This window comes from Acinetobacter sp. HA (assembly GCF_000264725.1).
Taxonomy (GTDB): domain Bacteria; phylum Pseudomonadota; class Gammaproteobacteria; order Pseudomonadales; family Moraxellaceae; genus Acinetobacter; species Acinetobacter schindleri.
Genome location: NZ_AJXD01000017.1, coordinates 163286 through 181706 on the forward strand (window position 1 = coordinate 163286; position 18421 = coordinate 181706).

At 43.3% G+C, this 18421-nt stretch carries 19 protein-coding genes and 1 pseudogene; 10 read left to right on the forward strand and 10 right to left on the reverse strand.

Annotation, left to right across the window (positions count from 1 at the left end; genetic code table 11):
- Nucleotides 1-78 precede the first annotated feature (78 nt).
- From HADU_RS05175 to HADU_RS05185, 3 genes and pseudogenes are all read right to left on the reverse strand, one after another.
- Nucleotides 79-786, reverse strand: coding sequence for an SIR2 family NAD-dependent protein deacylase (locus HADU_RS05175; protein WP_004893026.1), 708 nt, complete (start codon nt 784-786; stop codon nt 79-81).
- Nucleotides 787-803: 17 nt separating this feature from the next.
- Nucleotides 804-1733: pseudogene (locus HADU_RS05180) on the reverse strand (alpha/beta fold hydrolase).
- 24 nt (nt 1734-1757) lie between these two features.
- A complete protein-coding gene (locus tag HADU_RS05185) occupies nt 1758-2309 on the reverse strand; it encodes a PadR family transcriptional regulator (RefSeq protein ID WP_004815788.1) in 552 nt (183 codons plus the stop codon).
- A gap of 168 nt (nt 2310-2477) precedes the next feature.
- Here HADU_RS05185 and HADU_RS05190 point away from each other — a divergent pair, with 168 nt between their 5' ends.
- From HADU_RS05190 to HADU_RS05200, 3 genes are all read left to right on the forward strand, one after another.
- The gene (locus tag HADU_RS05190; protein WP_004815791.1) at nt 2478-4502 is read left to right on the forward strand and encodes an NADPH-dependent 2,4-dienoyl-CoA reductase; all 2025 of its coding nucleotides are present in this window, start codon (nt 2478-2480) and stop codon (nt 4500-4502) included.
- A gap of 276 nt (nt 4503-4778) precedes the next feature.
- Nucleotides 4779-5183, forward strand: a complete 405-nt coding sequence (locus HADU_RS05195) for a nuclear transport factor 2 family protein (protein ID WP_004815792.1) — start codon at nt 4779-4781, stop codon at nt 5181-5183.
- Between the two features lie 74 nt (nt 5184-5257).
- Nucleotides 5258-6406: a YheT family hydrolase gene (locus tag HADU_RS05200; protein ID WP_008304155.1), complete on the forward strand. Its 1149-nt coding sequence runs from the start codon at nt 5258-5260 to the stop codon at nt 6404-6406.
- Nucleotides 6407-6430: 24 nt separating this feature from the next.
- Here HADU_RS05200 and HADU_RS05205 read toward each other — a convergent pair whose 3' ends face one another.
- Nucleotides 6431-6865, reverse strand: a complete 435-nt coding sequence (locus HADU_RS05205; protein ID WP_008304156.1) for a hypothetical protein — start codon at nt 6863-6865, stop codon at nt 6431-6433.
- Nucleotides 6866-7092: 227 nt separating this feature from the next.
- On the opposite strand from HADU_RS05205, the gene HADU_RS05210 reads away from it, so the two are divergent.
- From HADU_RS05210 to HADU_RS05240, 7 genes are all read left to right on the forward strand, one after another.
- Entirely contained in the window at nt 7093-8733 is a 1641-nt protein-coding gene (locus HADU_RS05210) for a CTP synthase (protein WP_004815797.1), read from the forward strand.
- A gap of 32 nt (nt 8734-8765) precedes the next feature.
- The gene (kdsA, locus tag HADU_RS05215) at nt 8766-9623 is read left to right on the forward strand and encodes a 3-deoxy-8-phosphooctulonate synthase (protein WP_004815798.1); all 858 of its coding nucleotides are present in this window, start codon (nt 8766-8768) and stop codon (nt 9621-9623) included.
- A 64-nt stretch (nt 9624-9687) separates the two neighbouring features.
- The gene (gene eno, locus HADU_RS05220) at nt 9688-10977 is read left to right on the forward strand and encodes a phosphopyruvate hydratase (protein WP_004893069.1); all 1290 of its coding nucleotides are present in this window, start codon (nt 9688-9690) and stop codon (nt 10975-10977) included.
- A 13-nt stretch (nt 10978-10990) separates the two neighbouring features.
- Complete coding sequence (locus HADU_RS05225; protein ID WP_005222368.1) at nt 10991-11377, forward strand: septum formation initiator family protein; 387 nt, start codon at nt 10991-10993, stop codon at nt 11375-11377.
- Nucleotides 11346-12059, forward strand: a complete 714-nt coding sequence (gene ispD, locus HADU_RS05230; RefSeq protein WP_005222367.1) for a 2-C-methyl-D-erythritol 4-phosphate cytidylyltransferase — start codon at nt 11346-11348, stop codon at nt 12057-12059. Before HADU_RS05225 ends, ispD begins: the two co-directional genes overlap by 32 nt.
- A gap of 101 nt (nt 12060-12160) precedes the next feature.
- Nucleotides 12161-13297 (forward strand): rod shape-determining protein RodA, encoded by a 1137-nt coding sequence (gene rodA, locus HADU_RS05235; RefSeq protein ID WP_004893075.1) that lies wholly within the window; start codon nt 12161-12163, stop codon nt 13295-13297.
- Nucleotides 13298-13412: 115 nt separating this feature from the next.
- Nucleotides 13413-13766 (forward strand): hypothetical protein, encoded by a 354-nt coding sequence (locus HADU_RS05240; protein WP_004815809.1) that lies wholly within the window; start codon nt 13413-13415, stop codon nt 13764-13766.
- Between the two features lie 106 nt (nt 13767-13872).
- Here HADU_RS05240 and yddG read toward each other — a convergent pair whose 3' ends face one another.
- From yddG to cydP, 6 genes are all read right to left on the reverse strand, one after another.
- Nucleotides 13873-14757 carry an aromatic amino acid DMT transporter YddG gene (gene yddG, locus HADU_RS05245; RefSeq protein ID WP_004815812.1) on the reverse strand — a complete coding sequence of 295 codons (885 nt, stop codon included), beginning with the start codon at nt 14755-14757 and terminating at the stop codon, nt 13873-13875.
- A gap of 144 nt (nt 14758-14901) precedes the next feature.
- Nucleotides 14902-15204: a cyd operon YbgE family protein gene (locus tag HADU_RS05250; RefSeq protein ID WP_004815813.1), complete on the reverse strand. Its 303-nt coding sequence runs from the start codon at nt 15202-15204 to the stop codon at nt 14902-14904.
- Between the two features lie 3 nt (nt 15205-15207).
- Nucleotides 15208-15309, reverse strand: coding sequence for a cytochrome bd-I oxidase subunit CydX (gene cydX, locus HADU_RS15210; protein WP_004278713.1), 102 nt, complete (start codon nt 15307-15309; stop codon nt 15208-15210).
- Between the two features lie 25 nt (nt 15310-15334).
- Complete coding sequence (gene cydB / locus HADU_RS05260) at nt 15335-16480, reverse strand: cytochrome d ubiquinol oxidase subunit II (protein ID WP_004815815.1); 1146 nt, start codon at nt 16478-16480, stop codon at nt 15335-15337.
- Nucleotides 16477-18102, reverse strand: a complete 1626-nt coding sequence (locus HADU_RS05265; protein ID WP_004815816.1) for a cytochrome ubiquinol oxidase subunit I — start codon at nt 18100-18102, stop codon at nt 16477-16479. The genes cydB and HADU_RS05265 overlap by 4 nt, the downstream gene beginning before the upstream one ends.
- Nucleotides 18102-18293: a cytochrome oxidase putative small subunit CydP gene (gene cydP, locus HADU_RS05270; protein WP_004893080.1), complete on the reverse strand. Its 192-nt coding sequence runs from the start codon at nt 18291-18293 to the stop codon at nt 18102-18104. The genes HADU_RS05265 and cydP overlap by 1 nt, the downstream gene beginning before the upstream one ends.
- Nucleotides 18294-18421: the final 128 nt, after the last annotated feature.

Sequence of the window (18421 nt, forward strand, 5' to 3'; positions counted from 1 at the left end):
CATTCCATATACGCAACAATAAGGTGATTAAAGAATTATTGTTGCAATGTGTCAATGCTGACTTTGTCTTTTTATTGACTATCTAGCTTCATTGAGCAGTTTATCTTTCAGATATTGCATGCCTTGGGTAGCAGTCATGGCAATTTTCTCAAACTGAGGAGGTAAGTGCTGCTGATTGGCTTTAGGATCAATATAGTAAGCGCTGCAATTCGATGAAATCTCATGAATCAAGCCAGCAACCGGATAAACCTGCAAGCTGGTACCAATCACAATGAAAATATCAGTATCCTGCGCACAGTCCTGTGCTTCTGCATAAGCAGGTACAGCTTCACCAAACCACACGACATGCGGACGCAGTGGATAGCCATCCTTACAAAGGTGTTTATTGAGATCCAGTTCAGCTCCATCAATTGGATAAAACTCGGTGGTGTATTGCGCTTTTGGTCCAGACGTTTTTGCCAGCCGGATATTGCCATGCAGGTGAATAACTTTTGAACTTCCAGCACGTTCATGCAGATCATCAATATTCTGGGTAATCACATGTATGTCATAAGCAACTTCCAATTCAGCAATCATTTGATGCGCAGCATTGGGTTGTGCAGCCAGAATCTTTTTGCGCCGTTCATTATAGAAGCGCTGTACCAGTTCGGGATCACGTCGCCATGCTTCTGGTGTTGCCACATCTTCTACGCGATGCTGTTCCCAAAGACCATCACTGTCGCGGAAGGTATTGATTCCGCTTTCAGCACTCATACCTGCACCAGAAAAGACCACCAGTTTTTTCATTTTGTTTCTTTTTTCCTCTAAGCTGCGTGATTGCTGTGCTTAGCACTGGCTTTTAAGAATGCCGCGATTTCCTTGCTAAATTTTACCGGTTCAGTCAAAAGTGGAGTATGCCCGGATTTTTCAAAACGTACCTGTTTGGCATGTGGAATGCTTTGGGCAATCAGGGTTTGACCTTCAACTGGATAAAGTTTGGATTGTGAGCCGCTAAGGAAAGTCACCGGGCATTTGAGTGTCTGAATCGCCGCACGGTAATCTTCTCGATGGTAAAGATAATTATTGATATACCAGGCCATATAGTCGACCCGGTTTGATGGTAATAGCAGACTTTGCAGGCGTGGCTGATTCATAATCCATTCAAAGGCTTTCAGGCTGTATTTATTGTTATTTTGCAAGCCAATAAACTGCAGCCAAAGTTTGGCAATCTGATGGCGAGTGTTACTGTCCAAATCTTTAATGTATTTTACATTCTGATGTGTTGCCAGTAATTCTGAAATCTGGGTCAGAATAGAAATAAATACCGGATGATGTTCACCAAACAGGCCATAGCTCCAACTGTCATCTACCGGGATTTTTGGGGTCTGGTCAATATGCAGATAAGCAGTGATATGCTCGGCGAAATTAGCATAGTGCATACCATGCATGGCCGTAGTGGCACCCATGGAATATGCAATCACCATCACCTTATCAAGATGTAATTGCTGGATTACCGATTGCACATCCAGCCAGTGACTGGAAATTGCATTCATATCTGGAATCTTGCAATTACTGGAAGCCCCAAAACCGCGCCACTCCGGAATAATAAATCTGAACTGATGCCGATGCGGATAGAGGAAAGCCGCCCATTGCTAGCTCAACATCCCCAGGCCGGACAACACCACTACCGGCTGACCCTGTCCATATTCGCGTACAAAAAGCATTTCGCCATCGGGCATTTTGTAATATGACATCGACTGAGTCCTTATTTTTATATGCTAGCCAGCAGCTGCATTATTAAATTGTTTTAATTTTGGAATCATGATTTCTAACCAGCTAATCCAGCCTACTTCCAGATCGATACCCAGTTGCAGAATCATTTTATGAATATACAGTGTGCGGTTATTTTCGTCAGCTGTTGCAAAATCTTTGGCAAAAATCTGTCGGTAAATATTCAGTTTTTCCCGGTGCAACTCTAGATGCCTTTCCAGTTCTGGCAAGATAGTATTGCTGCCCATTTGGGCTTCAGCACGTAAGCGTACCATCAATTCTTCACGTAGTTGAGCCGGTGGACTTTGTTCCAGCATCCAGTTGGCCAGTTCTTCACGTCCTGGACGTTCTACCTGATAAGTCTTTTTACGTGAACTGCTGTCTTCATCTTCTATGGTAGAAATCCAGCCTTTTTGTAACATGGCATTCAGTTCACGATAGATCTGCTGATGGGTGGCATTCCAGAAAAAGCCCATCGAACGGTCAAAGCGGCGTCCTAACTCAATACCGGTACTTGGTTTTTCCAGTAAACTGGTCAATAGAACATGCGATAAAGACATAAACGTCTCAAGAAAAATGACTCGGGATTATTATGCAACATGTTGCATAAAAATCAATTCTGAACTATAAATTAATGCAACAAGTTGCATAAAAGCTGATGACTGAGGGGAATTTCACATCAGCCGATATAAAAAATAGCCAGCTGACAGGCACGCTAAGGAGTCGAAATGTCAAAGTATCCGCATTTACTTGCCCCATTAGATCTGGGTTTTACCACATTAAAAAACCGGGTTCTGATGGGTTCTATGCACGTCGGGTTGGAGGAAGCCCCGGGTGGTTATGATCGTATGGCGGCATTCTATGCTGAACGTGCCAAAGGGGGTGTGGCCCTGATTGTGACTGGTGGCATTTCGCCAAATGATCACGGTGTGACTTTCCAAGGTGGCTCTAAGCTCGATACGATAGAAGAAGCTGAGAAGCACAAGGTAATTACTCAAGCAGTGCATGAAGCTGGCGGCAAGATCGCCATGCAGATTTTGCATACCGGACGTTATTCCTATCAGGCTGAAAATGTCGCGCCGTCTGCGATTCAGGCGCCAATCAATCCGGTCAAACCACATGCCCTAACTTCGAGTGAAGTCCAGCAGACTATTGATGATTTTGCCAACTGTGCACGCTTAGCCCAATATGCCGGTTATGACGGTGTGGAAATCATGGGATCGGAAGGCTATCTGATCAATGAATTTATTGCCGCACGTACCAACCATCGTGATGACGAGTGGGGTGGCAGTTATGAAAACCGCATCCGCTTCCCGATTGAAATTGTGCGCCGGACCCGTGAAAGCGTAGGTGAGAACTTTATTATCATCTATCGTCTGTCGATGCTGGATCTGGTTGAAGGTGGTTCAACGCTGGAAGAAGTGATTCAGCTGGCACAGGAAATCGAAAAAGCAGGTGCAACAATTATCAATACAGGGATTGGCTGGCATGAAGCGCGTATTCCAACCATTGCGACCAAAGTGCCACGTGCAGCTTTTACCTGGGTAACTGAAAAGCTAAAAGGTTCAGTCAAAGTTCCTTTAATTACCTCAAATCGTATCAATACTCCAGAAATGGCAGAATATGTCCTGGCTGCCGGTCATGCGGATATGGTTTCCATGGCGCGGCCGATGCTGGCGGATGCCGAATTTGTCGTGAAAGCCGAGCAGGGCCGTAGTGATGAAATCAATACTTGTATTGGCTGTAACCAGGCCTGTTTGGATCATATTTTCTCGATGAAAATTGCGACCTGTCTGGTCAATCCGCGCGCCTGCTATGAAACTGAACTAATTTTCAAAGAAGTGTCTACACCAAAAAATATTGCAGTAATTGGTGCGGGTCCAGCTGGTTTAAGTTTCGCGATTTATGCTGCAGGTCGTGGTCATCATGTCACTGTTTTCGAGGCATCCAATCAGATTGGCGGTCAGTTTAATATTGCCAAAACTGTTCCGGGCAAAGAAGAATTCTACGAAACCATTCGTTACTTTAAACGCCAGATCGAATTGCAACCCCGTATTCAGCTCAAACTGAATCATACAGCGACTTTTGAGCAGCTGCTGTCTTCAGAATTTGATGAAATCGTCGTAGCGACTGGGGTGAATCCACGTCAACTGGATATTCCAGGCATTGATCATCCAAAAGTGCTGTCTTATCTGGATGTGCTAAAAGAGCGTAAGCCTGTGGGTCAGCATGTTGCCATTATTGGTGCAGGCGGTATTGGTTTTGATACCGCGGAATATTTAAGCCATGAAGGTGAAAGTGGCAGCGTCAATCCGCAGAAATTCTATGATGAATGGGGAATCGATACCGATTATGACAATGTCGGTGGTTTAAAACAGCCAAGTGTAGAGCAGCCAAGTCGTGAAATTTACTTGATGCAGCGTAAAGCAAAATCCGTGGGCGCAGACCTGGGTAAAACAACCGGATGGATTCATCGTACAGGTCTGAAACACCGCCACGTAAAAATGATCCCTGGTGTCAGCTATGAAAAAGTGGATGATCAGGGCTTGCATATTACAGTCAACGGTCAGCCAACGTTGCTTGAAGTAGATAATGTCATCATCTGTGCAGGTCAGGAATCTTATACTGCCATGTTTGATGAGCTGAAACAGTCAGGCAAGAGCGTGCATCTGATCGGGGGAGCTAAAGAAGCCGGTGAACTGGATGCCAAGCGCGCGATTCGTCAAGGTGCTGAATTGGCAGCGGTGATTTAATAGCTTTCAAGTCCTCTCCCTCTGGGAGAGGATTTAGGAGAGGGTAATTGAATTCTTTACCTCTCCCTGACCCTCTCCTTAAAGGAGAGGGAACTACTTTTAAATAAAATGCTTAAGGAAGTCCCCCTTTGAAAAAGGGGGATTTAAGGGGATTGAAAATATGAAAAATCCCTTCCAACCTCCCTTTCTTGCGCTTCATTTTAAAGCACTGCTTTAAAACTTGCTCAGGGAGGAGCTCTAAATTAAAAAATACGAATAACAAAAAAGGACCCAAAAATGACTCTACAAACCACCAAAACTTCACTCGTATTCTGGCACGAAATGTTGGAAAGCCGTGACATGAATATTCTGAATGAACTGCTGGCAGATGAAGTGGTATTTCGTTCACCAGTGGCATTTAATCCATACTCAGGTAAGCCTGTAGTCTTTTTTATTCTGACTAATGTGATTCAGGTATTCGAGAACTTTACTTATCACCGTACTTTCTATTCAGAAGACGGTAACCATGTTGTACTTGAGTTTTCTGCCAATGTGGGGGATAAGAAATTAAAGGGTATCGATATGATTCAGTTCAATGATGAAGGAAAAATTATCGACTTCGAAGTGATGATTCGGCCGAAGTCAGGTCTTGAAGCGCTTGCTGCACAAATGGGACAGCGGATGATGGCCTTCCAAAACTAGTCTGATTCAGGAGCCATCATATAACCCGGCATGAAATTTGTAAGTCACTGAAGGACAACTGGATGGAAAGACAAATGAAAATGTTGATAAAAAAAGTAGTTCAGCTTTCAGGTGAATATTTGGACCGTGTGATTGGTGCGGACACGCCTACTTTATATTACAACCCAAATGGCGTATTTCAGAACCTGATTGATCATTTACCACAATTAAAGCAAAAATACCGTCCTACACCGTGGCTATGCAATGCGCATGCCCATATTCTGTATTTTGACTTGATCAAAAAGAAAACTATCAAACTAAAATATGATGCAATTGAGCAGCTGAACATGTCTGATGGCGGAATCACTGGTATTGCCTGGTATGGACTCGACCTGCCAGTAGATACGCCAACGATTGTTTTACTACATACCATTACCGGTTCACCAGAATCAATGGGTGAGCTGGTCAGAGATCTGCATCTGCACACGGGTTGGCGAGTGGCATTATGTTTACGCCGTGGTCATGCCAATTTACCGATGCCTGTTCCGAAAATGAACCTGTTTGGCTCCACTCAAGATTTACGTGAACAGTTACTTTATATTCAGGATAAATTCCCGCAATCCGAACTATATGGTGTAGGTTCTTCCGCTGGAACAGGTTTGTTGGTGCGCTATCTGGGGGAAGAGGGTGAGCAAACCCCACTCAAAGCAGCTTTTGCACTGTGTCCGGGCTATAACACTGAAAGTGGTTTTGCTTATGTGCATCCATTTTATAGCAAGGTTATGGCTAAAAAATTACTGAAAAAATTTATTCATCCTTATCAGGACACCTGGAAAAATATACCTTCCTGGGAGCAGATTCTTTCCGTTCAAAATCTGGCCGATTTTGAGAAGCTGTATTTTCAGTTGGCTGGCTATGAAGACTATGAAACCTATACCAAGGCCACGAACCCAATTTATGTCTTTGAAAATGTCAAAATCCCATTGATGATTCTGAATGCAGAAGACGACCCAGTCTGTCATATTAACAATCTGCATCCATATAAAGACCGTATTCGTGCCATGCCGAATATTATTGTAGTTACTACGAAAAGGGGCAGTCATTGCGGTTTTTATCAGGGCTTCACCAGAACTGAATCATGGGCTACTCGTCTTATGGCACAGTATCTGAAGCAGCTTTCTATGGCCGCGGCAGAAATAGAAGAAGCAGAACCTGAATACGTAGCATTAAAAAACCCAGCATAAGCTGGGTTTTTAACTGAAAAATAATCAGTTTTCAAGTGCTGGCGTAGCAGCTGCAATGGCTTCTGCCACAGCATCATCCTCTGACTGTTCTGCACCTGAATTGGTTTTAGGCTTGTATTCAGTCTCAGAATCCTGGGTGTTTGGTGCTTGAGCAGGTTGTGATGCTGCCGGTGCTGTAGCAGGAGTACTTTGAGCAGGTCGAGTTTCACGACGAATTTCAGTTGTGGTATTCGGCGTTTCTTCACGAATCACTTCAACTGTTTCAGGAATTTCTTCAATTAAAGGCTGATCTTGTTCTGCTGGTTCCAGTGTTTCGAAATTCGGCTGTTCTACTGGGGTTGCTTCCGATGCTGCAGCAACTTCAGTCTGTTCCTCTTCCTTTGGAGCTTCTTTCTTTACACATGCAGTAAGTAAAAGTCCGGTTGCAAGCGCGCCACAGATTAAAAGTTTCTTATTCATCATTACTTCATAGGTAAATGTAGAGGGGATTACAATATTATAGCAGTAAATTAGCAGATAGAAATGATCTGAACTTACTCTAATTTTTTATCGGAAATGCTGCTAGAATAGTCAATTGTTTATTGTTCTTTGAATTGATGCGGATTGACTTTGCTTTCTAGGTGCAAGGTAAAGTAAAATTGCGCAACATTGCAGGCCTATTTAGGCTCGATTGTACGAGAAACCCAATGACCCATTTTATTTTCGTTACTGGTGGTGTTGTATCATCACTAGGTAAAGGTATTTCAGCTGCTTCTGTTGCTGCACTTTTAGAAGCCCGTGGTTTAAAAGTGACCATGGTAAAAATGGATCCATACATTAATGTCGATCCGGGGACCATGAGCCCATTCCAACATGGTGAAGTTTTTGTTACAGAAGACGGTGCTGAAACAGACTTAGACTTGGGTTACTACGAACGTTTCTTACGTCGTGCGAAAATGACCAAACTGAATAACTTCACATCAGGTCGTGTTTACCAGGATGTTCTGAATAAAGAACGCCGTGGTGACTACCTGGGTGGTACTGTGCAAGTTATTCCACATATTACTGATAATATTAAAGAACGTGTACTTCGCGCCGGTGAAGGTTATGACGTTGCGATCGTTGAGATCGGCGGTACAGTAGGTGACATTGAATCTCTCCCATTCATGGAATCTGTACGTCAGTTAATGGTTGAACTTGGTCACAAGCGCACGATGCTTATGCACTTAACGTTACTCCCATACATTAAGTCTGCAGCAGAATTAAAAACCAAACCAACACAGCACTCTGTTAAAGAACTTCTGTCGATTGGTATTCAGCCAGATATTCTGATCTGTCGTACTGAACACGATGTTGATGCAGATACTACGCGTAAAATTGCACTGTTCACTAACGTTGAAGCACGTGCAGTTGTCGTATGTAAAGATGCGCGTACGATTTATCAGATCCCACGTACTTTCTATGAACAAAATGTTGACGATTTAATCTGTGAACGTTTTGGTTATAACGACCTTCCTGAAGCTGACTTAACAGATTGGGATAACGTTGTAGAAGCTTTACTGAATCCTGAATACACTGTACGTGTAGCAATGGTCGGTAAATACGTTGAACTTCCAGATGCATATAAATCTGTGAATGAGGCACTTTTACACGCAGGGATTCAAAACCGCGTTAAAGTTCAGATCGACTATGTGAATGCTGAAGAGCTTGAAAGTCAGGATGTAAACGAAGTATTAAAAGATGCTGACGCTATCCTGGTTCCAGGTGGTTTCGGTGAACGTGGTACTGAAGGTAAGATGCAGGCAATCAAATACGCCCGTGAAAATGGCGTACCGTTCCTGGGTATCTGCTTGGGTATGCAGCTTGCGGTAATTGAATATGCACGTAACGTGGCTGGTATTGCTGACGCAACCTCGACTGAATTCAACCGTTCAACTAAATCTCCATTGATTGGTCTGATCACTGAATGGTTAGATGAGCGTGGTGAAGTGCAACAGCGTTCTGTAGATTCTGACCTTGGCGGTACAATGCGTCTAGGTGCACAGAAGTCTGAACTGGTACCAGGGACCAAGACTGCTGCTGTGTACGGTTCTGATGAAATCATCGAACGTCACCGTCACCGTTACGAAATGAACAACCGTTATATCCCAGTGCTGGAAGAGAAAGGCATGAAGATTTCTGGTTATTCACCGATCCAACATTTAGTAGAAACTGTTGAAATTCCTGCACATCCTTGGTTTATTGCAGTACAATTCCACCCGGAATTTACAAGCTCGCCACGTGATGGTCACCCATTGTTTGCAGGTTTCATTGATGCTGCGAAAAAGCAGTACCAAAAAACCAAATAATCGGTGTGTAGGACACAACTAGGGAAGTTTAAATGTCGCAATTAAAACCACAAGAAATTGTACGTTTGGGCGATATACAAATGGCAAATCATTTGCCATTTGTATTATTCGGCGGAATGAATGTACTTGAATCTAAAGACCTGGCTTTTGAAATCGCGGAGACTTATGTCGATATCTGCACACGTTTGGGAATCCCATACGTATTCAAGGCAAGTTTTGATAAAGCCAACCGTTCAAGTTTGAACTCTTTCCGTGGCCCAGGTCTGGAAAAAGGTCTCGAGTGGTTAGCGGACATTAAAAAACACTTTAATGTGCCGATCATTACCGATGTACATGAGCCGTATCAAGCGGCTCCTGTGGCAGAGGTTGCCGACATTATTCAGTTGCCAGCTTTCTTAAGTCGTCAGACTGATCTGGTTGAAGCAATGGCAAAAACTGATGCTATTATCAACATCAAGAAAGCCCAGTTCCTTGCTCCATATGAAATGCGCCACATTCTGCACAAGTGTCTGGAAGCCGGGAATGACAAACTGATTCTTTGTGAACGTGGTTCAGCATTTGGCTATAACAATCTGGTTGTAGACATGCTGGGCTTCGACATCATGAAGGAAATGAATGTACCGGTGTTCTTTGATGTTACCCATGCACTGCAAACTCCGGGCGGTCGTGCTGACTCTGCTGGTGGTCGTCGTGCCCAGATCACGACACTGGCGCGCGCGGGTATGGCAACAGGTCTTGCAGGCCTGTTCCTGGAAGCACATCCGGATCCGGAAAAAGCCAAGTGTGATGGTCCTTGCGCATTGCGCCTGTCACAGCTTGAGCCTTTCCTGGCGCAGCTGAAAGAATTAGATACCTTGGTCAAAGGTTTCGCAAAGCTAGATACACATTAATTCAATACACATTGATGCGTCTTTTTTGACGCATCATTTTTATTAATCAACTGAGGAATAGTTCATGAGTCAAATCGTTGACATTCGTGCACGTGAAATTTTGGACTCTCGTGGTAATCCAACCATCGAAGCAGACGTTATCTTAGCATCTGGCGTAGTTGGCCGTGCATGTGCACCATCTGGTGCTTCAACTGGTTCTCGTGAAGCTTTAGAACTTCGTGATGGCGACAAGGCACGTTACCTGGGTAAAGGTGTTAAAACTGCGGTTAACAACGTAAACACTTTGATCCGTGAAGCTTTGGTTGGTAAATCAGTATTTGAACAAAAAGACATCGATAACACGATGATCGCTTTAGATGGTACTGAAAACAAAGAAAAACTAGGTGCAAACGCAACTCTGGCAGTTTCTCTTGCTGCTGCACGTGCTGCGGCTGAAGAAAAGAAAATCCCACTTTTCCAATACATCGCAGACCTTCGTAACAACAGCATTCTGACAATGCCTGTTCCAATGATGAACATCCTGAATGGTGGTTCACATGCGGACAACAACGTTGACATTCAAGAGTTCATGATTGAGCCTGTAGGTTTCACTTCATTCTCTGAAGCACTTCGCGCTGGCGCTGAAATCTTCCATTCACTTAAATCAGTACTTAAAAAACAGGGTTTAAATACTGCTGTTGGTGATGAGGGTGGTTTTGCTCCGAACTTACGTTCAAACGAAGAAGCGATCACTGTTATTCTTGAAGCAATTGAAAAAACTGGCTACAAAGCGGGTTCTGACATCATGCTTGCGCTTGACTGTGCGTCTTCAGAATTCTACAAAGATGGTCAGTACATTCTTGCAGGTGAAGGCAATAAAGCATTCACAAGCAACCAATTCTCTGACTACCTTGCAGGTCTGGTAAATCAGTACCCGATTATCTCGATTGAAGATGGTCTAGATGAATCTGACTGGGAAGGCTGGTCTTACCTGACTTCGATTCTGGGTGACAAGATCCAGCTGGTTGGTGATGACCTGTTCGTTACGAATCCTAAGATTCTGCAACGTGGTATCAATGAGAAAGTAGGTAACTCTATTCTAATCAAGTACAACCAGATCGGTACTTTGACTGAAACTTTAGATGCAATCTACCTTGCAAAAGCAAACGGTTACTCTACTGTAATTTCTCACCGTTCAGGTGAAACTGAAGATTCAACTATTGCGGATCTTGCAGTAGGTACAGCAGCAGGTCAAATCAAGACTGGTTCACTTTGCCGTTCTGACCGTGTAGCGAAATATAATCAATTACTTCGTATCGAAGAATTGACTAATGCTGCATATCGCGGTAAAGCTGAATTCAAAGGTTTGAACTAAGCGATTATCGTTGATGTTAAATGTATTCGACTCTTTGATGAGTAAAGTACTGTTGGGCCTTGCGATCCTTATGATCGCAGGGTTTCAATATTTATACTGGTTTGGTGAGGGTGGCTATCAAGACCATCAGGCACTGACACAGAAAATACAACAACAAGTAGAACTGAATGAAGAGCTGAAAGAGCGCAACCGTGTGCTGGCAGCTGAAGTTTATGATCTGAAAAATGGTGATCAAGCCATTGAAGAACATGCACGTCTGGATCTGGGTTTAATTAAGCCGCATGAGACTTTTGTGCAGATGAGTACCATCAGTACCCAATATAAACCGATTTATCTCGATCAAAATTCTAAAGTAGACCTGCGTACCAATGAGTCAGCTGAAAATTCAAGCACACCATAAATTATGGGCTATCATTCCAGCTGCAGGTTCGGGTAGCAGATTCTCTAAAACAGAACTAAAGCAATATCAAATGATTCAGGAGCGTACTGTTCTTGAACATACGGTTGCACGTCTGAATCAACTTCCGTTGACCGGTTATGTGCTGGCGATCGGTAGTCAGGATGATGTTGCTATAACCTTGCCATTTTCCAATCAGGATAAAGCCCATTTTTGTGCCGGCGGTACAGAGCGGGTCAATTCTGTCCTCAATGCCTTAGCTTACCTAACTGAAATCACTTCAGAAGAAGATTGGGTATTGGTACATGATGCGGCACGTCCATGTGTCAGTCAAAATGCATTGATTGATTTGGTCAATACGGCGACTGAAACTGATCAAGCTGCCATTTTGGCAATTCCAGTCCGCGATACCTTAAAGCGCGTCGTACAAGGTCAGGATATCGAAACTACAGTAGACCGTTCGACTCTCTGGCAGGCTCAAACACCACAAATGGCCAAACTGGGCCGGTTAAAACATGCTATTGAACAGGCATTACAAGATGGTGCCAATATTACCGATGAAGCCAGTGCACTTGAGCATGTAGGTGAAACCGTACGTGTGGTACAGGGGCGATCTGATAATCTCAAAATTACCTATCCGGATGACCTGGAAATGGCTCGTCTGATTCTGGCAGCACAAGCCTAAATTTATTTGAAGAAATACATAATAAATAGAGCACTGGCGATCAATTCTCCGCTGCTTTCACTTATAATTTCGCCATTGTTAGTTTTGAACCTTTTGTCACAATGATACCTTCACAGCAGTATCGTTTTTTACGACAATCCGCACGTGATGGATTGAGTATAAAACACGATTCCTCAAGATGGACCAAGCTACATCTGGACCCGTGGTTGCTATGTTTCCTGTTACTGAATGCTGCCTTGGGGTTGATGGTGGTTTATAGTGCAACCTCTGAAAATTCTGGCATGGTAATCCGTCAGGCAATCAGTTTCGGTGTCGGTTTTGTGGTGATGTTTATCTGTGCGCAGGTTCCGCCAAAAGTGTATCAAGCCGCAAGCCCGTATTTTTATGCCTTCGGGATTTTTATGCTATTGCTGGTCTTTGTGATTGGGGAAAGGCGACTTGGAGCAACACGCTGGATTACTTTGCCGGGCGTGGGAAGTATGCAGCCGAGTGAAGTGATGAAATTTGCCATGCCACTGATGATGGCCTGGTACTTCGCGCGTAAGCCATTTCCACCCAAGTTTATGCATATCATCGGTGCCTTAATTTTGTTGGGTATTCCTTTTGTGCTTGTGGCATTGCAGCCTGACTTGAATATCGGTCTGGTGATTCCGGGGATCTTTGTTTTATTTCTGAGTGGTATGTCCTGGCGCTTGATTGGTGGTGCAATGGCAGCATTAGCTGTGGTCGCACCATTAATGTGGATGTTCCTGTTACAGGAATATCAGAAAAAACGTGTCTTGACGCTATTTGATCCTGAATCAGATGCACTCGGTGCAGGCTGGAATATTATCCAGTCTAAAATCGCCATTGGTTCTGGAGGAATGACTGGCAAAGGTTATTCGCAAGGGACACAGTCACATCTGGGTTATCTGCCAGAGCATCATACTGATTTTATTATGTCGACTTATGCCGAAGAATTTGGCTTTATCGGTGTATTTTTATTATTTAGTCTGTTTACCGCTATTATTATTCGTTGCTTGATGATCGGAATGAACAGCTTTCATAACTTTGGCCGTCTATATGCGGGTGCTACAGGTCTAACCTTTTTCTTTTTCGTATTCCTGAACTCAGGCATGGTGAGTGGTATCCTTCCAGTGACAGGCGACCCATTACCACTGATGAGTTATGGCGGAACCGCTGTGATTTCTTTGCTCGCCGGTATGGGTATTGTGATGTCAATCCATACCCATCGCTAAATAATAGAAGAAAAGAAAAAGCCAGATTTATTCTGGCTTTTTTATTACTTGAGATTTTATGTTATAAATATTCAATAACTTAGATAAATAACTATATTTGCATATTGGGGACAAGATGAAGAAGTTAATGTTGGTGATTGGACTTGTAGGATTGTCAGCAACTATATGGGCAAAGCCATTGAGTTCAGCGGAATTTAAATCTCAAGTTAAGCAGCATTATGATGCATTAGAATTGAAACAGGCTGCACTCAATGTGTCGGTGGATCGTCGCGAGCATCCAGCAATTATGATTGCTAAAACATGTGAATATTCTAAAGGTCTAAAACAGCTTAAGCACTTTTCCGAACAAAATCTGCATCTGGCTGAAGCCAAGGATGAACTGCAATTTGTTCATTTATTGGATACAAGCTTTAATCAGTCCTTCATTGATTTGGGTACTACTTATGAAATGGGGTGCCTAAAACGGTAGGGGGTGAATTCTACCTATACGGTTCACAAAGGCTCTAAAGACGCTTTAAAAATGGCATTTTTATTTGATTAAAAGTTAGGCTTTGCATTGGTTGGTTTTTTCGGTTCTATGATTTTGCTTTAGTCGCCATCCAGCAAAGCAGTGAACCAAAACACACCATCAATGCACCTTTCCAGAAGCTGAAGGTTAATTGTGTGCTCAAAATCAATGCTGAAACCACAGAAGAAAAAACCGGGATAAAGTATGAAGCTGTTGCCAATACAGTCACATTTCCATGCATAATTCCGATATTCCATGCCCCATAGCCAATGCCCATTGCAAAAGCAGCTAATACCAGATAAATGCTGGAATTCAATTCGAAATTCGGTATAGGCTCAGCAGAGAAAATCCATTGGGTCCATAGTACAATCGACACCCAAATAAAGAATAAGGTAATACCATTTTTACCATTGGCAGCACGAGCAGTCAGGGTACAATAGGCAGCCCATAGAAAGACACCGGTTAAAGCCAGTCCATAACTCAGTGGATTGGCCTGTATATTGGACAGCATTGTTTTAAAGCTAAATCCAGCTTCACCACCAAGCACCAGACAGATCCCTGCCACAGATAAACATATCCCGGGAAAGATAAGAAAATTGGCTTTTTGCCTGTTAAAAATAATTGAAAATAGAATCGTGGCTGTCGGCCACAGATAATTCACCATTCCGATTTCTATGGCTTGTCTGTTATTGCTTGAATAACCTATAGACAGGGCAAGACAAATTTCATAAGCCACAAAAAGCAGGCTTCCCCAAATCAGATATTTAAGGGGGAATTCTTTCAGATGTGTCCAGCCAAATGAGAACAATAGAATAATCGAGGCGCATGAATAGATTAACGCAGCTCCCCCGATCGGTCCAAAGTAATGACTGACTTCTTTGATGAGAGCAACAATGAGACTCCATAAGAAAACTGCCGTAAGACCAATCAATGTCGCTTTGTTTGAGTTCATTACTCTTGTTCAGGATAAATTTAGAAGATAGTTTAGGCCAAAATTGATAAAAATATCATTGTTCTTTTTAAAAATATGAGAGTAAAGATCTTGTATTTATCAAATTTAAGCTCTCCGAAAAGAGCTTAAATTTTGTTTGAATGCTCAGGCGATGAACCAGGTGTAATAGCCCCAGATCATTAAAGGCCATGCTAAAAATGGACTAAAGAGCCATTTCCAGAACCAGTGGCGTGGCATAAAGCCTACACCATGAACAAAGCCTCCAGAAATACCAATCATAATAAACATCATGGCTCGATGACTATATGCACCATTGTCATCCAGCATCGCAGCTGGATGTACCAGTAACACCGCTGCGAGTGGAAATGCCAGCAGGCAGGAAATCACCATCGCAAATTTGTTGGGTTTCTTGTCTATAACGGGTTTCTCTAGCGCAGCTTCAGTCATGATTTATTCCTCATCCAGGTCTTGGTGCTGTTCCATGTAAATTGCAGCAATCACACTGGCAAAACACGCCATAAGTACCCCTAGAATCCATGCAAAATACCACATAATTTCGTCTCCTTAGGACACAGTCTTAGTACAGGCTGTGTGAATTCTCTTGAATGTGTTTGTTGGTGATTACGCCCCACATCTTGTAGTAACACCAAGTGGTGTAAAGCAGGATAATTGGAACAAAGATACATGCAGCGACAGTCATTACCGTCAAGGTATTTTTACTGGATACTGCATCCCACATGGTCAAGCTGGCAACAGGGTTAATGCTAGATGGCATTAAGAATGGGAACAGGGCAAAACCGGCAGTCAGGATTGCACCGATCACCGCCATAGATGAACCTAGGAAGCTCAGGCCTGCTTTGGCTTTAGATGCAGCCAGCACGACAATAATACCGCCAAGGATACCCATAATTGGCGCAATCATGGTAATTGGATAAGTTGTATAGTTATTCATCCAGCCAGGGTTGCTATTGATCAGTACTTCTTTAGCCAGTGGATTTGCAACACCATTGGTGTCATATGGAGTCACCAGTGTATAACCTTGAATACCGCCGAAATATAACCATGCGCCAGCAGCAAGGAAAGTCACCAGATAAACCAGTCCCATAATTTTGGTTGCTTGAGCAGAACGTTCACGTAATGCACCATCAGTACGCAGCATTAACCAAGCGCCACCGTGTGCGCACAACATAGACAAGCTTACAATACCGCACACTAAAGCAAACGGATTCAGAAGAGCGAAGAAACTGCCGGAATAAGTTGAACGAACAGTTTCATCTAGAGTGAATGGTACGCCCAGGAACATGTTGCCGAAAGCGACACCGAAGACTAATGCAGGAACCGCACCGCCAACAGCTAGGCCCCAGTCCCAGGAATTACGCCATTTGGTATTTTCCAACTTGGAGCGGTAGTCAAAGCCGACAGGTCGCAGGAACAATGCAAATAGTACTAAGAGTAGCGCCCAGTACATGCCAGAGAAAGCAGTAGCATAGACCATTGGCCATGCTGCAAACAGGGCACCACCTGCAGTGATGAACCAGACTTGGTTACCATCCCAGTGTGGGGCAATTGTATTGATTGCCGCACGACGTTCCTGATCATTTTTACCTACAAATGGCATGATCGCCATTGAGCCCATATCGAAGCCATCAGTCAGTGCAAAGCCAATCAGCAAAACGCCAACCAATACCCACCAGATAATTTTGAGCAGTTCATATTCAATCATGATTTCACCTCGCCAGTTGCACCTTCTGGAAGAGCTGCAGCTGCGTCTTCTTGCTCGGCAGTTACTTGAGAATTAGGTTTTTCGAAATGGTATTTGCCAGTATGTAATGAGCTTGGTCCCAGGCGAGCGAACTTGATCATCAGGTACATTTCAATGATCAGTAATACTGTGTAGAACGCTGCCAGTGCCAGGATTGAACCCATAACATCGCCTGTGCTTAAAGTAGATGCAGACAGGTGGGTAGGTAATACTTCACCAATGGTCCAGGGTTGACGACCTACTTCAGCCACATACCAGCCAGTTTGTGCAGCAATCCAAGGCAGTGGTAAAGCAAACAGGGCAAATTTTAATAACCAAGGTTTGTTTTCAGCATTGCGTTTCGCTACAGCAAAAGTCGCTAATACGAACAGCAGCAACATCAGGAAGCCAGAACCTACCATGGCACGGAATGCCCAGAACAGACTTGGTACATGTGGAATAGTGTCTTTGGCAGCAGCTTTGATGTGTTCGTCAGAAGCATCGACGACATTTGGAGTGTATTTTTTCAGAAGCAGACCATAACCAAGATCTTTTTGGGTATTTTCAAATGCTGCTTTTACTTCAGGAGATTGATCGCCTGCACGTAATTTTTCAAGCTGTTCGTATGCCAGCATACCGTTGCGGATACGACCTTCATGTTCAACCAGCAGGTCCTTGATCCCTATCACTGGAGTATCTATTGAACGGGTTGCAATGATCCCCATGACATAAGGAATTTTGACTGCATAATCTGTACGCATGGTTTCCTGATTTGGGAAACCAAACAAAGTGAATGCAGCTGGGGCTGGTTCTGTTTCCCATTCTGCTTCAATCGCAGCCAGTTTAGTCTTTTGTACATCACCAATTTCGTAGCCAGATTCATCACCTAGTAAAATCACTGAAAGTGTAGAGGCCAGACCAAAAACTGCAGCAATAGCGAAAGAACGGCGGGCAAAAGGCAAGTCACGTTTTTTTAGCAGATAGAAGCTTGAGATTGCCAGAACGAAAATCGCACCTGTTACATAACCTGCAGAAACAGTGTGAACAAATTTTACTTGAGCGACCGGGTTAAAGATCAGTGCACCAAAATCAACCAGTTCCATACGCATGGTTTCATAGTTGAATTTAGAACCCACCGGGTTTTGCATCCAGCCATTGGCAACCAGAATCCACAATGCAGACATGTTGGAGCCGAGTGCCACTAACCAGGTTACACAGAGATGCTGAACCTTAGACAGACGATCCCATCCAAAGAAGAACAGGCCAATGAAAGTAGATTCCAGGAAGAAAGCCATTAAGCCTTCAATCGCTAGTGGTGCACCAAAGATGTCACCTACATAGTGCGAATAGTAGGCCCAGTTGGTACCAAACTGGAATTCCATGGTCAGACCGGTAGTTACCCCGAGTGCAAAGTTAATCCCGAAGAGTTTCCCCCAGAATTTGGTCATGTCCCGATAAATTTCCTTACCGGAAATCACATAAGTGGTTTCCATAATGGCCAGGATAAAGGCCAGGCCTAAGGTCAACGGAACGAAAATAAAATGATACATCGCAGTCATAGCAAACTGGAACCGCGAAAGATCGACCACGCTTTCAGCAATCATCAACGTGTCTCCTTGATTTGGGAAGGACTGCCGGCAATACGCTCGGCAACTTGAGAGTCAAAATTTTTGGGAATCGTAGGCGCATCAAACCAAATATGTTTGATTGTCAGTAGTAGAATGACCTTGATGATTAAAATCAAAGTGATCTCTCTTACAACTTTTTGATTTAGATTTTCTGGAACTAAGCTCATGTAAATAAGCCTGTCTTTATAACGTGTTAATTTATTATTAATCTAATATGATAAAAAATAAATAGACTAAACAGTTTAAATAAACATATATTTATAACTATTTGAATATTAAATAATTAAAATTATAG